This window comes from Pseudovibrio sp. Alg231-02 (assembly GCF_900143565.1).
GTDB lineage: Bacteria > Pseudomonadota > Alphaproteobacteria > Rhizobiales > Stappiaceae > Pseudovibrio.
This window is the reverse complement of record NZ_FREX01000008.1, coordinates 126,665-141,370: the sequence shown is the minus strand read 5'-3', so window position 1 is coordinate 141,370 and position 14,706 is coordinate 126,665. Positions and strand designations below refer to the sequence as shown.

Sequence of the window (14,706 nt, the reverse complement as noted above, 5' to 3'; positions counted from 1 at the left end):
TGAGGACTTAGTACTCTCTCATGTATTCGCGAAAACAAAGACAGCGATTGACGGCTTCATCATCCCAAACCGCATCTTTCATGTAGCCAATGGCAATTCCACACCAGTCTCTTGTTTCCAACGCCCAATCAAATCGCAACTGCACGATTGTACTGTGCTGCGCAGAGACAACAACGGTATTTGCCTCCTCAAAATAATCACGTACCCGAACAGAAATTTCGCTGTGCAGCTCCTCAGGGTGTCGCAGATTGAAGTTGTAGCACACACCACCGCGATAATAATCAGAGGTCGCAACGGCAAGGTCCGCGCTGACAGCATCCCCAGCCCAAACCGAAAGAGACATGGCAGCCCCCCAGATGAGGAGTGTAGGACCGCTCATGCCCGTTGCAAATTTAAGTCTGCCCAAAGCCTTCTCCCTCATTGTTTCGGTTTAGGCATGGCAACAGGTGTCCCACGCGCCCACTGAGCTGAAACGCCTGGCAACACTTTGCCCGGCAGCCAGCCCTCTGTTTCCTCATCATCCCGTACTTTGCGATAGCCCGCTTCAGCTTGGGCAGGAGGTTGAACATCAAACGATTCCAGCAATCCGCCCATTGCTGCCAGCAATCGGTAGTTGGCAAAGGTTTGCGCATAGCGGGCAGAAATCTCGGAGACTTCAGTAAAAAAGACTGTGTTTTGTGTATCCAAAACATCCAGCAGAGTTCGCTGTCCAACAGTGAACTGGCCTTCATATGAAATGAGAAGTTGTTGTGATGCTGAAAGCTGTTTTTTGATAATTGCAAGTTGCTTGGAAAGCTCAACACGCCGGATCCAGGAAGCACGTGTTTCCCGCTCAACTTCACGAAAAGCCCGCGCCGTTCTCATCCGTGCCTCACCTGCCCGCTCAACCTGCTCAGCACGCCTGTTCTTCGTGATGTTGCCATTAAAGAGGTTCCAACGCATGACAACCAGCGCTGTTGCCTGATTGTTGACGCCGGGAAATCCGTTCAGGTTTTCACCAACACGCGAGGAAAGCTCCAGATCCAATCTTGGATAATAATCTGCCTCTGCTATCTTAATCTGCGCATTCGCCGCATCTACATCGGCTTTGCGCAACGCAATCAGTGGATTGTTCCGCCGTGCTACATTCAACACATCAGGAAGCGTACCAGGAATGCGTCGTGAAAAACTGGGGACGCCCCCCAAGCGTCCTACTGGCTTGCCCACAACCTCAATAAACGTGGCTTCAGCAAGTTCAAGCTCTTCAACAACCTCCTGTAATGCAAGCCGTGCAGCAAACACCCGTTCACTTGCCTGTTGAACGTCTGCAACGGAGACAACCCCGCGAGACAAACCTGCCCGCATATCCGAGGCCACTTTGGAGTGATAAGCAATATTGCGTTGAGCAGACTGTTTCACTTCAAAAAGACGGGAAACTTCCACATAGGCACGCACCGCACTCAGACCGATGAACTCAGACCGCTCCCAAACTCTGAAAGACGTGGCATCCAGACGAGCTCTCTGACGCTCAATCTCATAGGTCGTCGCAAATCCATCAAAAAGCTTTTGCCGACCTGTCGCTCTCACTTCATAAGGGCCATAAAAGAACTGATCCCGCTGACGGGTAAAACTGCGATCAGCCCATTCCGCCCCCCCGCGAAACTCAAGATCAAGACGCGGCAACCATTCGCCTTTAGCTTGTTTCAGCTCAAAGCCAATCGCATTGCGGTCAAAAACCGCTTCTCCAATTTCAGGATTGCTATAGACAGTAAGGTTAACTGCATCTCTGAGAGACATCGCGTGGCCTGCTCCGCTCAACAAGCCAACGGCAGCAACGCCAAGAATAAGTGGCGCAAACAACTTCATACACACGCCCTCTACGCAATACTTGAGACAACCGGGCAACTGAAGCTTTAATTTACTTTATTTTAATATAATGTCATTCCTCACGCAATTAAGTGTAATAAATATCAATAACTCAAAAAGTAATAGCAACATCAACTCAACAGACGCGGCCTCTAATATTGTCAGTTATGCGTATTGTATAATGTATATATAAATTTGAACTCCATTTGATTTAGAATTCGGCAGCACAATTTCAGCGAGACGTTGTCTTCTCACTCAGAAAAGGCGCGCTAACGTCCTGTTCCAGTTTGCAAAGGGAGCCTTGCATGCCGAATACCAGAACCGGTGAACCTCAAGCGCTTCCAACCAATCAAACATCACCTGAACAGGTGCCAGAGTTGGAGAATAGGTCTCAACAAGAGGCCGGTTCAACAGCACCAAACATCAGCCAGCTTATCATCGAACTTCCTGATAACATTGAAACAACGTCAGAAACGCCGTTAGATGACCAACCACGTGGCATGAGCCTGCTTCTTAATGAGATAGAATGGGATCCTGTCAGAGAAATTCTGCTGCTGCCATCAGGCCTGGAGCTTGCAGACATCCAGACCGCCAATGGCACCACCGAAATCACCTTGTCAGATGGCACACGTCTGATCATTGAAGGTCACAGCAACAATCCACCTTCTATAGAGATTGAAAATCAACTCCTCACCGCGCAGGAAATTCAAACAGCATTTGCAGCTGCGCGAAACGCAGAACCAAGTGCAGGTCCAGAGACCTCATCAGGTGCATTAAGCGCCTCTGAACCCTCAAGCGGCAACAATGAGCCTCAGTCTCCGTTACCTGCCAACGATGAGCTCATTGGCAGCGGAAATGATTTCGAACCAATCTCAATCGTCGTCCAGCCGGCTTTTCCAATCACACCGCTCCTGTTGCCCTCAGAGCGCGATAAAGAGGTTTTAGAACGTGATTTAGGAGATGGCGCATTCGAACCTGACCAACAAACCACATCCACGCCAGACCTATCCGATCCGCGAGTTACACCTGCTTTTTTCGCAGGCAACACTGATGATGTATACGAATCCGGCCTCGCGTCTGGCACCGAAGCTGGACAGACCATCACGCAAACAGCCGGACCGATGAATATCCAGAGTGGCTCTTCCCCGCTCCAGACACTCGAGGTTTGCGATCCCTCACAAAATATCTGGATAGATGTCACCAGCGGCGGTCAGATCACCACGCCCCACGGCACCTACACAATCACAATTAATCCAGATGGAACCTACAGCTGGGCCTACACACTCAACACATCAGGTGATCACAGCAACAACACGCCGCAGGATCTCCTGAAAGTCCGCGTGACCAATGAAGAAGGCAATCAGGCAACTGGTGACATCACCATCAACATCATCGATGATGCACCTTTGATTGATATCACAGACACACCAGCCTCAGTCGCAGAGGGCAACACTTTAAACGGCACGTGGTCACTCAACCCGGGCGCTGATGGCGTCACACAGATCACTGTCTCAGTCCCTGGAGAAGTCGACCAGACTATTTCTCTTTCCGGCAACACATCTGCCATATTCACGCTGCCCAAAGGTACGCTCACCGTCAATCCGGATGGTACCTACTCCTTTGAAGCTACGACCAATCTCGACAACGATGATCCGCAGCTGCAAACCTTCACCATCACCGCAACAGATACTGACGGAGATACAACAACTGACACACAGACCATCACAATCACCGACGGCACAAACCCAACTCCACCAGACAATTTGCCCGGTGAAGCGGTGGACCTGATCCTCACGGTCAACGAAGCAACCATTGATACAACGCAGGATCAAAATGATCTGGCTGTTGGCAGCACCACAGGCTCTGATCCAACCAGCACAACTGAGACAGACATCTCCAGTATCCTCACCTTCACGGCAGGATCAGACAACCTCACCACATTCGCATTTGGTGATCCCTCAGGCATTATAATCACCAATGGAGATGCAGCTCTTAACGTCAGCTGGGCAGTCTCAAATGGTCAACTTATTGGCTCGATCAACGGCACGCCTGCAATCATTCTGGCACTGGATGCTTCAGCCATCCCAGCAGGGCAGCAAGGCTCCGTACAGATCACAGCCACACTGACGGATGCCTTTCCCCATGATGCAAGCGGAAATCCCATCAAGATCAACGGCATCACCATAAACGCCTCAGATCATGACGGAGACACAGTCACAGCCGACATTCAGGTCAACATCATTGACGACACGCCACAACTGGACATAGCAGACACGCCAGCCTCAGTCGCAGAAGGCAACACACTCAACGGCACGTGGTCGCTTAGCCCCGGTGCCGATGGCGTCACACAGATCACTGTCTCAGTGCACGGAGAAGCCGACCAGACCATCTCACTTTCCGGTAACACACCTGCCACCTTCACGCTGCCCAAAGGGACGCTCACCGTCAATCCAGATGGCACCTACTCCTTTGAGGCTGCTACCAATCTAGATAACGATGATCCGCAGCAGCAATCCTTCACCATCACCGCAACGGATACTGATGGTGATACAACAACTGACACACAGACCATCACGATTACCGACGGAGCCTCACCGACACCGCCAGACAATCTGCCCGGTGAAGCGGTGGATCTGATCCTCGTGGTCAACGAAGCAGCTCTTGATACAACGCAGGATCAAAATGATCTGGCAACAGGCAACATTACAGGCTCAGATCCAACCAGCATAACTGAGACAGACATCTCCAGTATCCTCACCTTCACGGCAGGATCAGACAACCTCACCACATTCGCATTTGGTGATCCTTCAGGCATCACCATCACTAATGGGGATGCAGCTCTTAACGTCAGCTGGGCAGTCTCAAATGGTCAACTTATCGGCTCAATCAACGGCACGCCTGCAATCATTCTGGCACTGGATGCTTCAGCTATCCCAGCAGGTCAGCAAGCCTCCGTACAGGTCACAGCCACACTGACAGATGCCTTTCCCCATGATGCCAGCGGAAATCCCATCAAGATCAACGGCATCACCATAAACGCTTCAGATCATGACGGAGACACAGTCACCGCCGACATTCAGGTCAACATCATTGACGACACGCCACAACTGGACATCGCAGACACGCCAGGCTCGATCGCAGAGGGCAACACGCTCAATAGCGCGTGGTCGCTCAATCCAGGTGCCGATGGCGTCACACACATCACCGTCTCAGTACCCGGAGAAGTAGACCAGACTATTTCTCTTTCCGGCAACACATCTGCCATGTTCATGCTGCCCAAAGGTACGCTCACCGTCAATCCGGATGGCACCTACTCCTTTGAAGCTGCGACCAATCTGGACAACGATGATCCACAAGCACAAACCTTCACCATCACCGCAACGGATGCTGATGGAGACACAACAACTGACACACAGACCATCACAATCACCGACGGCACAAATCCCTTCGGTGGCGACATTATCGCATTAAGTCTTGATGAGAGCGCTTTGGGAGATCAGATCGGCAACAATGAGCCGACGGGCGATGTGATTGGCTCAAACCCAGCAAGCACGGCAGAAACACAAAGCGATACCCTGAGTTTCACAGCTGGCTCTGACAATATTGTCAGCTTCACGATTGGAGACACATCCAATATTGAGGTCCGTGACGACAGTGGCGCAGTCGTCAATTCCATCAACTGGGCCCTTTCAGCTGATAAACAGACACTCACAGGCTCAATCAATGGTCAAAACATTATTCAGTTGGCCCTGACAGGCTCATCCATTGCAGCTGGATCCACGGGTTCAGTTCAAGTAACTGCCACACTGCTTGCAGATTTTCCGCATGTGACCAACGGAACCAGCGATTTCACAATATTGGGTGTTCCCATTGTCGCAACGGATACAGATGGCAGCACGGCTCTAGGCATCACCAACATCTCAATCAAAGATGACAATCCAGACATCGACATCTCAGACACACAGAACGTCGTCACCGAGGGAGAGACAATCAGCGATACATTCTCCCTCAGCTCTGGCGCTGATGGATACGCTCAAGTGACCGTCTACACAGACGTAAACGACCAACACATCGTCAATCTGGCCCCAAACACACAAACCACACTGTTTACTCAGCAAGGTGAACTCACCATCCATTCAGACGGCACATGGGAGTTTACAGCCAACACAGGGCTGGACTTCCCCCAAAACCAAACATTGCAGTTTTTCATTTCAGTTGAAGATGGGGATGGCGATACAGATACGGATAGCCATCTCATTTCCATCAAGCAGGCAGCACCACCCATACTCGGCACATCCGGGAATGATGTGCTAACGGGAACTCAAACCAGCGAGCTCATCAAAGGGCTTGATGGTGACGATCATATCTCCGGCATGGAAGGGCGAGACAAGATTGCGGGAATGGGTGGCAGGGACACACTTGAAGGTGGAGCAGACAGCGATACATTCGTGCTGGATCTCTCCAATCTCACAATTGCAGATCTCATCACTGACTATGATTCATCTGGAGATGATGCTGATCGGCTGGATGTGACAGAATTGATCGGATCAGAACAAGTCACGCAGCAAAATGTGGGAGACTACTTCCAGCTATCAGGAGGCGTTCTGAGTTTTGATCAGGATGGAGCTGGAACAAACCACAACATGGTGCAGGTAATGGAGTTTTCATCTCCACCAGCTCAACTGGAGCTGATCGTGGATGAAAATCAGGCACCACTCGTTGTCACTGCATAACTCACTAGGCTCAGTACAAAGAAAAACCTCGAAAGCGATAGCCTCGGGGTTTAAATAGGTTCAGCTGCAGATCACGGCAACACCGGCCATTCGTTCTGGCTCAATCACCCAGAAATCACCGGATTTGCGTCCACCAAGTGCTTCAGCATATTCCCCAAAGCTCTCCAGATTCGCAGCAGAAAAGCCTAGGGCCGCCAGTTTAAGGCCTGCCCTGTTAGCTGGAGCTTGAACCCCATAAAGGCTCTCATAAGCGCTTGGGGAAAGAACTTTGACCACCCCGCGAGACGTTTCAATCTCAACACCAAGACTGGAGAGCCGTGCAGTGCGCTCACCAATAAACGCCTTCAGGAATTCATGATGGTCTGCAGGGTCATTTGCAACAAAAATGACTTCACTCAGATCGCGTACAGTGTTCGGATGGGATTGATACTCTGCCTTCCAGAAGTTTTCCGGAAATTTGTTATGGCAGGTAAAAAAGCCAAGTTCCGCACTGAGTGGATCTGTCGTGAACGTCAGATCAAAGGCAACCTGACGCTCTTCACCTTCTGGAGAAACAGCAATCCGCTCGAAGGAAAATGGCGCGTACTCAGGAAGACCAGCAGCAGCGTATGCTTTACGGTCGTCCGCCGCACTCGTGCTGTCCATGACGAACATGGAAGCACCTTCTCCCTTCAGCAGGAAGTCGCGATTGAACGCGCCAAAGGAGAAAACACCTTCACTTGGTTCTGACAGCTCAGCACCTTCGCCAATCACCAAAACCTCAAGAAAACTGCCGTTCAGCTGAACGAGGCGATTTTCCGTGCCCCAAGGATGACGCGCAATTGGCGTCACCTTAAATCCGAGCTGTTCCCAAAGCCCTGCTGCATCCTGCAAAGAGTTTACAGCAAGTACAATGTGGTCGATTCCCTTGGTCAAAGTGTTTCCCCCAAAACAGCAGATTAAACCAGACGGCTATTATCGCGCGCAGCACCTACAAAGGAGGAGAACAGCGGATGCGGCTCAAACGGGCGTGATTTCAGCTCTGGGTGATACTGAACACCAATGAACCAAGGATGGTTATCAATTTCTACCGTTTCAGGCAAAACACCATCTGGAGAGGTGCCGGCAAAAATCAGACCAGCCTCTTCAAGCTTATCACGGTACCCGATGTTCACTTCATAACGATGACGGTGACGCTCGGAGATCTCAGTGGAATCGTAGATCGCAGCAATCTTACTGTCAGCTTTCAGAACTGCATCATACGCACCAAGACGCATGGTACCGCCCAGATCACCTTCTGCCTGACGCTGTTCTTTCTCGTTACCGCGTGTCCACTCAGTCATCAGGCCAACAACTGGCTCTTTGGCTGGGCCAAACTCGGTGGAGCTCGCATCAGCAATACCCGCAAGGTTACGCGCAGCTTCAACAACAGCCATCTGCATACCAAAACAGATACCGAAGTAAGGAATGTTGTTCACGCGCGCATAATGTGCAGCAGCAATCTTGCCTTCAGAACCGCGCTCACCAAAACCACCAGGAACGAGAATACCATTCACATTGGCAAGGAACTCGCTTGGGTCTTCTTTTTCAAATGTTTCAGATTCAATCCACTCAAGATTGACCTTCACACCATTCGAAATTCCACCATGCACAAGCGCTTCAATCAAGGACTTATATGCGTCTTTGAGAACGGTGTACTTGCCAACAATAGCAATGGTGACTTCACCCTCTGGATTGAACAGAGAGTTTACGATGCTCTCCCAACGGGAAAGATCTGGAGCCGGAGCACCTGTGATGCCAAATGCATCCAGAACCTGCTCATCAAGACCTTCCTTGTGATAGGCCAGCGGCACTTCATAAATGCTCTTCGCATCATATGCCGGAATAACAGCTTCTTCGCGCACGTTACAGAACTGAGAAAGCTTACGGCGCTCATTCTCAGGGATCTGACGGTCACATCGCACCATAAGAATGTCTGGCTGAATACCGATAGAACGCAGCTCTTTAACAGAGTGCTGTGTCGGCTTGGTCTTCATTTCACCAGCACTTGCGATGTAAGGCAGCAGTGTCAGGTGGATGTAAACGGCTTGTCCGCGTGGCAAGTCATTGCCCAGCTGGCGAATAGCTTCAAAGAACGGCAGACCTTCGATGTCACCAACGGTGCCACCAATCTCACAAAGCACGAAGTCGTAGCCTTCGTTGCCATCGAGAACGAAGTTCTTGATCGCGTCAGTCACATGAGGAATCACCTGCACGGTACCGCCAAGGTAATCACCGCGGCGTTCCTTCGCAATAATGTCCTGATAAATGCGACCAGTGGTAATGTTGTCCTGCTTATTTGCCGGACGACCCGTGAAACGCTCGTAGTGGCCAAGATCCAGATCGGTCTCTGCGCCATCATCGGTCACATAACACTCACCATGCTGGTAAGGGCTCATGGTACCCGGATCAACGTTCAAATAAGGATCGAGTTTACGGAGCCGAACCTTATATCCGCGCGCCTGTAAAGCCGCACCAAGAGCTGCGGAGGCAAGTCCCTTCCCAAGAGAAGAAACAACACCACCGGTGATGAATATGTACCGTGCCATGGATCGCTACCACGTTTGAAAGGGTGGAATTTATCAAATAGGGAAGCACGCCTTGGTGGGTGCCTGATAATCCAATACCCTGGATAATTGAGTTATGTCTGAACGCACGAATGACGGACACTGCACAAGCGTGCGGTGCCGTCAGACGTATATTTCAACTGTTTCTGCTTTACAGCAGATTACTGAGCAGGTGGAACCTGCGGGCCAGCTGGCTGACTTTGCTGCTGAAGCTGGTCAAGAAGACCATTGCCAGCGCCCCCTTCTGTACCCTGTGTTGCTGAACCGGCAGGAACCTGATCAAGCAAAGAGCCTGGACGCTCGTCATAACGAGCCAACAGAGAAAGAGCGAGTGAAGTAGCAAAGAAGCAGACAGCAAGAATCGCAGTACCGCGAGTCAGCACATTAGCTGTGCCGCGGCTGCTCATCACACCACCGCCGCCACCGCCGCCAATACCCAATGCGCCGCCTTCAGAGCGCTGTAGTAGAACCAGTGCTACCAGCGCCACGACGACCATCAGGTGGATAACAATCAGAACGGTTTCCATAGGTATCCGTAGGTTTAATGAATTCGTTAGTCGGCCTTCTAACCGAATTTGCTGCGCCTTTCTACCCTAAAGGCGCAGCAAATTGGTGGACTGCTAAGAATATTATAAAAAACCGGCTATTATTAGCCGCGATAAGCTTCGGCAATTCCAAGGAAATCCGTAGCTTTCAGGCTTGCGCCGCCAACCAGAGCACCGTCAACGTTTTCAACCGCAAGCAGCTCTTTTGCATTGGTAGGCTTAACAGAGCCACCATAAAGGATGCGCATTTTACCGCCAACATCACCACCAAACTGCTTGATGAGAGTCGCTCGAATAGAAGCGTGAACCTCAGCAACGTCTGCTGGAGTTGGCGTCAATCCAGTGCCAATCGCCCAAACTGGCTCATAAGCAATTACAGTGTTTTCGGCAGTTGCGCCTGCTGGCACTGAACCCAGAACCTGTTTGGTAACCACGTCAAGTGTTGTGCCTGCGCGGCGCTCGCTCTCAACTTCACCAACACAAACAATAGCAATAAGGTCAGCGCGGTAAGCAGCTTCAGCCTTCTCACAAACATCCGCATCAGATTCGCCGTGATCTTCGCGTCGCTCGGAGTGACCAACAATCACAAACTTGCCGCCAGCATCACGGATCATTTCCGCAGAAATATCGCCAGTATGCGCACCGCTCTCATTTGCGTGGCAGTTTTGTGCGCCAATCGCAATTTTGTCTTGGGAAGCCAACTGCGCAACCAGCAATGCAGGTGGACAAATCAGAAGCTCTACATTTTCGGCAAGTGCTGAGTCGTATCCCGCGCCCATAGCTTCCAGCTCTGCAGCTGAAGCCTTGGTGCCATTCATTTTCCAGTTACCAGCAACAAGTGGCCGATTAGTCATTTGATCCGTTCCCCAAATATGAATTCCAAATTCCCAAATGGAATGTGTGCTCACTAGCAGAAAAAACACTTAAGTCCCATAGCGGATTACCGCTAGTACGATGAACTTCGTATCTCCTGCCGAATCTCACAGCCTTTATGGCGTGTAAACTTGCCCCAGGGCGAAAGGAACACTATTATCCGGCGGCCTTGCATGTGTGCGCGGGGAGACTGTCCCTCGCCTTCAACAAGAGAACGGATAAAATTATGCTCGACGCGCTGCGTAATAGCGTAGGTTCCTGGTTTGCAAAGATCCTGATCGGCCTTCTGGTCCTCAGCTTTGCAGTTTGGGGGATCGCTGACGTCTTTACTGGAATCGGCTCCACATCTGTTGCCTCAGTTGGCGACAAAGAAATTTCGGCTCAGGATTTCCAACGAGCTTATTCACGCGAGCTCGACCAGCTGTCACGCCGCGTCGGCCAGCCTGTCACTCAGGAACAGGCCGCTGCATTTGGCGTACCAGCTCAGGTTCTGGGCCGCCTCATCGCCGAAGCTGCGCTTGATTATGAAGCATCACAGCTGCGCATCGGTGTATCTGATGAAGCTATTGTCAAAACAATTCAGGAAACCCCAGCATTTCAGGGTGTAAATGGCTACGATCGTAATCGCCTGAGCCAGGTACTTTATAACTTGGGCATAAGCGAAGACGAATTCGTGATGCAGCAACAGCTCGTCGCAGAGCGTCAGCAGCTTGCAGAAGCTGTTATCGGCGGCATCGTTGTGCCTAAAGCAATACTCGAAGCCTTCGACAAATACGCAATGGAAGAGCGCACTGTTGAGTACCTCGTGCTGCCACAAAGCTCTCTGACAAATGTTCCAGCTCCGACTGACGAAGAACTCGCTACGTTCTTTGAAGAGAACAAAGGCAACTACAAAGCACCTGAATACCGCAGTGCCACTTTGATAGAGCTGACAGCAGACAAGATTGCAAAGCCGGAAAATGTGACTGAAGCGGAACTCGCTCAGGAATATGAGCGTACCAAAAACCGCTATCAGTCTCAGGAACAGCGCCGTATCTTCCAGATTTCCTTCCCAACCAAACAGGAAGCAGAAGCCGCTGTTGTTGAGATGGAGTCCGGCAAGACTTTTGAAGACCTCATGAATGAACGCGATCTGACCGAAAAAGACGTCGATCTCGGCCTCATGAACAAATCCGGCTTCCTTGACCAAAAAATTGCAGATGCAGCTTTTGCTCTCAAAGAAGGTCAGGCAAGCAACGTGGTTGAAGGCCAGTTCACCAACGCGGTCCTCTTTGCCAAAGAGGTCAAGGCAGCTGCAGTACAGCCTCTGGAAGACGTTAAAGATGAACTACGCGGTGTCGTTGCTCAGGCAAACGCAGCCGATGAAGTAGAAGACCTCTTCAACGAAGTCGAAGACGCACGCGCAGGCGGCAGCACCTTTGAAGAAATCGCTGAGCGCTTTGATCTGGCTCTGATCAACACACCTTCATTTGACGCTTCCGGCAAAAACGAAGCGGGCGAAACTGTTGATCTTCCACAAGCAAGCGCACTGACCACAGCAGTCTTTTCTACCGATGTTGGCGTTGAAAATGATCCACTGGAAATCGGCCGTACAGGTCACCTGTGGTACGAAGTGAAAAATGTCACCCCTTCCCGCGACAGAGAACTCTCTGAAGTGAAAGAAGCCGTGACTGCTGACTGGACTGCCAACCGCACGGCAGAGCTACTGGAAGAAAAAGCTCAAGCCTTGATCGCAGAAGTCGAAGCAGGAAAGCCTCTTTCCGAAGTCGCAACGGCCGAAGGTCTGACAACAGCTACATCCGCTCCGTTCACCCGCAACGGCGGCATCGCGGAGCTTTCCGGCTCTGCTGTAACTGCAGCATTTTCCGGACCAAAAGGCACCGCCTCTCAGGTTCCTGGCAACAACGAAGACCGCATTCTTCTTGTCCTCACCGACACGACGTCTCCAGCCTTCATGACAGAATCTGAAAACGTGCAGCGCATTGACACTCAGCTAACAGGTGCGCTGGAAAGCTCCTTGCTCAACCAGTTCATCTCTCAGCTGGAGCAAACAGAAGGTGTCCGAGTAAATCAGGCAGTCTTCAACCAGCTGACCGGACTGGATCGTCAGTAGACAAATCCTTGTCGAAAACAAGCCCGCCACACTTATAAGTGTGGCGGGCTTTTGTTTATCTCCTAGACAGCCCTCCGAAAGCTATCTAATAGTTAGCCCTTGTGTATGCTAAGGAATTACCTGAGAGATTGAGGGGGTTTTCGCCGTGAGCAATTTGAAAAATCTCATTGGAATTGTCGCTGACGGAAACACGTTGGACCGATCTCAGGCCCGCCAGGCCTTCGAGATCATCATGTCAGGCGCTGCAACTCCCGCACAGATCGGCGGCTTCCTCATGGCCTTGCGCTTGCGCGGCGAAACCATCGACGAAATTTCCGCAGCTGTAGAAACCATGCGCGCCAAAATGATCCCGGTGAAAGCACCAGATCACGCTATCGACATTGTTGGCACAGGTGGCGACGCATCCGGCTCCTATAACATTTCAACCTGCACAGCCATTGTTGTGGCAGGCTGTGGCGTGACTGTTGCTAAACATGGCAACCGGTCCCTGTCCTCCAAATCCGGCTCTGCAGAAGCGCTTGCCGAGCTTGGCATCAATCTGGATCTGGATGCGAACGGCATCAGCCATTGCATTCATGAGGCCGGTATCGGCTTCATGTTTGCGCCAAACCACCATAAGGCCATGCGCCATGTCGGCCCGGCCCGCATTGAGCTGGGCACCAGAACAATCTTCAACCTGCTAGGCCCGCTCGCCAATCCAGCAGGCGCAAAGCGCCAGATGACAGGCGTATTCGCACAGCAATGGGTTGAACCACTCGCCAACACCCTTCAGGAAATGGGCACCGAAAAAGCCTGGATCGTCAACGGCTCCGATGGAATGGACGAAATCACCACCACCGGAACCACCTTTGTCGCCGAACTGAAGAACGGAAACATCAACACCTTCACAGTGTCTCCTGAAGATGCGGGCTTGCCGCTTGCAAAGACAGAAGATCTGAAAGGCGGCGATCCAAAAGAAAATGCTCAGGCACTGCGCGAAGTGCTGCAAGGAGCAAAAAACGCTTACAGGGATATCGTCCTACTCAATTCAGCGGCCTCCCTTATCGTCGCAGATAAGGTCTCCACCCTCGCTGAGGGTGTCCAGATGGCTGCGCATGCGATTGACCAAGGTGCAGCCCTTTCCCGACTGGACAAACTTGTTGAAGCCTCCGACGCTGCAACAGCTGCCAATATGAAACTCTAAGATCACGGATCCCATGTCAGATATCCTTAAGAAAATCGAAGCTTACAAACGTGAAGAAATTGCTGCTGCCAAAGCGCAAACTTCATTGGCTGATCTGAATGAGGCGATTAAAGCAGCAACACCAACACGCGGCTTTGCAGATGCTTTGAAAGCCAAGCATGCGAACGGTGAATACGCCCTGATCGCAGAGGTTAAAAAAGCAAGTCCATCCAAGGGATTGATCCGCGCTGACTTCAACCCGCCCGCACTCGCCAAAGCCTATGAAAACGGTGGGGCAGCATGCTTGTCCGTATTGACGGACACACCATCCTTTCAGGGCAAACCAGATTTTCTTGTAGCAGCTCGCGCTGAAGTCTCTCTGCCAGTTCTGCGCAAAGATTTCCTTTATGACACCTATCAGGTTCATGAAGCACGCGCATGGGGCGCTGACTGTATTTTGATCATTATGGCAGCTGTTGACGACCAACTGGCCAAAGAGTTGGAAGACGCCGCATTTGAACTGGGCATGGATGCGCTTATCGAAGTTCATGACGAAGCTGAGTTGGAACGCGCACTGAAGCTCTCCTCTCCGCTTGTTGGCATCAACAATCGCAATTTAAAAACCTTCGAGACATCTCTGGAAACCAGCGAGCGGCTCGCACCACTGATCCCGCAAGATCGGATCATCGTTGGCGAGAGCGGCCTGTTCACTCCGGAAGACCTCTCCCGAATGGAAAACTCCGGCATCTCCACCTTCCTCATCGGCGAAAGCCTGATGCGTCAGGAAGATGTGGAAACCGCAACCAAAGCTTTGCTTAAACGCTAAAAATCAACTGCTTGGCAAAAGCAG

10 protein-coding genes are annotated in these 14,706 nt (G+C 51.3%); 4 read left to right on the top strand and 6 right to left on the bottom strand.

Going from position 1 to position 14,706, the window contains the following annotated elements; all coding sequences use genetic code 11:
- Positions 1-7: 7 nt before the first annotated feature.
- Both DHN43_RS19895 and DHN43_RS19890 read right to left on the bottom strand, forming a co-directional pair.
- Entirely contained in the window at positions 8-406 is a 399-nt protein-coding gene (locus DHN43_RS19895; RefSeq protein WP_208995516.1) for a hypothetical protein, read from the bottom strand.
- Positions 407-417: 11 nt separating this feature from the next.
- On the bottom strand, positions 418-1,845 hold the full coding sequence (locus DHN43_RS19890) for a TolC family outer membrane protein (RefSeq protein WP_108819779.1): 1,428 nt from the start codon (positions 1,843-1,845) through the stop codon (positions 418-420).
- 305 nt (positions 1,846-2,150) lie between these two features.
- Between DHN43_RS19890 and DHN43_RS19885 the strand changes: the two genes are divergently transcribed.
- Entirely contained in the window at positions 2,151-6,578 is a 4,428-nt protein-coding gene (locus DHN43_RS19885; RefSeq protein WP_159096946.1) for a type I secretion protein, read from the top strand.
- A gap of 60 nt (positions 6,579-6,638) precedes the next feature.
- Here the strand turns inward: DHN43_RS19885 and DHN43_RS19880 are convergent, their stop codons facing one another.
- The 4 genes from DHN43_RS19880 to tpiA all read right to left on the bottom strand — a co-directional run bounded on the left by DHN43_RS19880 (position 6,639) and on the right by tpiA (position 10,562).
- A complete protein-coding gene (locus DHN43_RS19880) occupies positions 6,639-7,493 on the bottom strand; it encodes a VOC family protein (protein ID WP_208995515.1) in 855 nt (284 codons plus the stop codon).
- A 23-nt stretch (positions 7,494-7,516) separates the two neighbouring features.
- Entirely contained in the window at positions 7,517-9,145 is a 1,629-nt protein-coding gene (locus DHN43_RS19875; protein WP_057465503.1) for a CTP synthase, read from the bottom strand.
- Between the two features lie 179 nt (positions 9,146-9,324).
- Entirely contained in the window at positions 9,325-9,690 is a 366-nt protein-coding gene (secG, locus tag DHN43_RS19870; protein ID WP_108819778.1) for a preprotein translocase subunit SecG, read from the bottom strand.
- A 122-nt stretch (positions 9,691-9,812) separates the two neighbouring features.
- Complete coding sequence (tpiA, locus tag DHN43_RS19865; RefSeq protein WP_063318995.1) at positions 9,813-10,562, bottom strand: triose-phosphate isomerase; 750 nt, start codon at positions 10,560-10,562, stop codon at positions 9,813-9,815.
- A gap of 245 nt (positions 10,563-10,807) precedes the next feature.
- On the opposite strand from tpiA, the gene DHN43_RS19860 reads away from it, so the two are divergent.
- From DHN43_RS19860 to trpC, 3 genes are all read left to right on the top strand, one after another.
- Positions 10,808-12,694 (top strand): SurA N-terminal domain-containing protein, encoded by a 1,887-nt coding sequence (locus DHN43_RS19860; protein ID WP_108819777.1) that lies wholly within the window; start codon positions 10,808-10,810, stop codon positions 12,692-12,694.
- 145 nt (positions 12,695-12,839) lie between these two features.
- A complete protein-coding gene (gene trpD / locus DHN43_RS19855; RefSeq protein ID WP_108819776.1) occupies positions 12,840-13,877 on the top strand; it encodes an anthranilate phosphoribosyltransferase in 1,038 nt (345 codons plus the stop codon).
- A gap of 13 nt (positions 13,878-13,890) precedes the next feature.
- The gene (gene trpC / locus DHN43_RS19850) at positions 13,891-14,682 is read left to right on the top strand and encodes an indole-3-glycerol phosphate synthase TrpC (protein WP_108819775.1); all 792 of its coding nucleotides are present in this window, start codon (positions 13,891-13,893) and stop codon (positions 14,680-14,682) included.
- Positions 14,683-14,706: the final 24 nt, after the last annotated feature.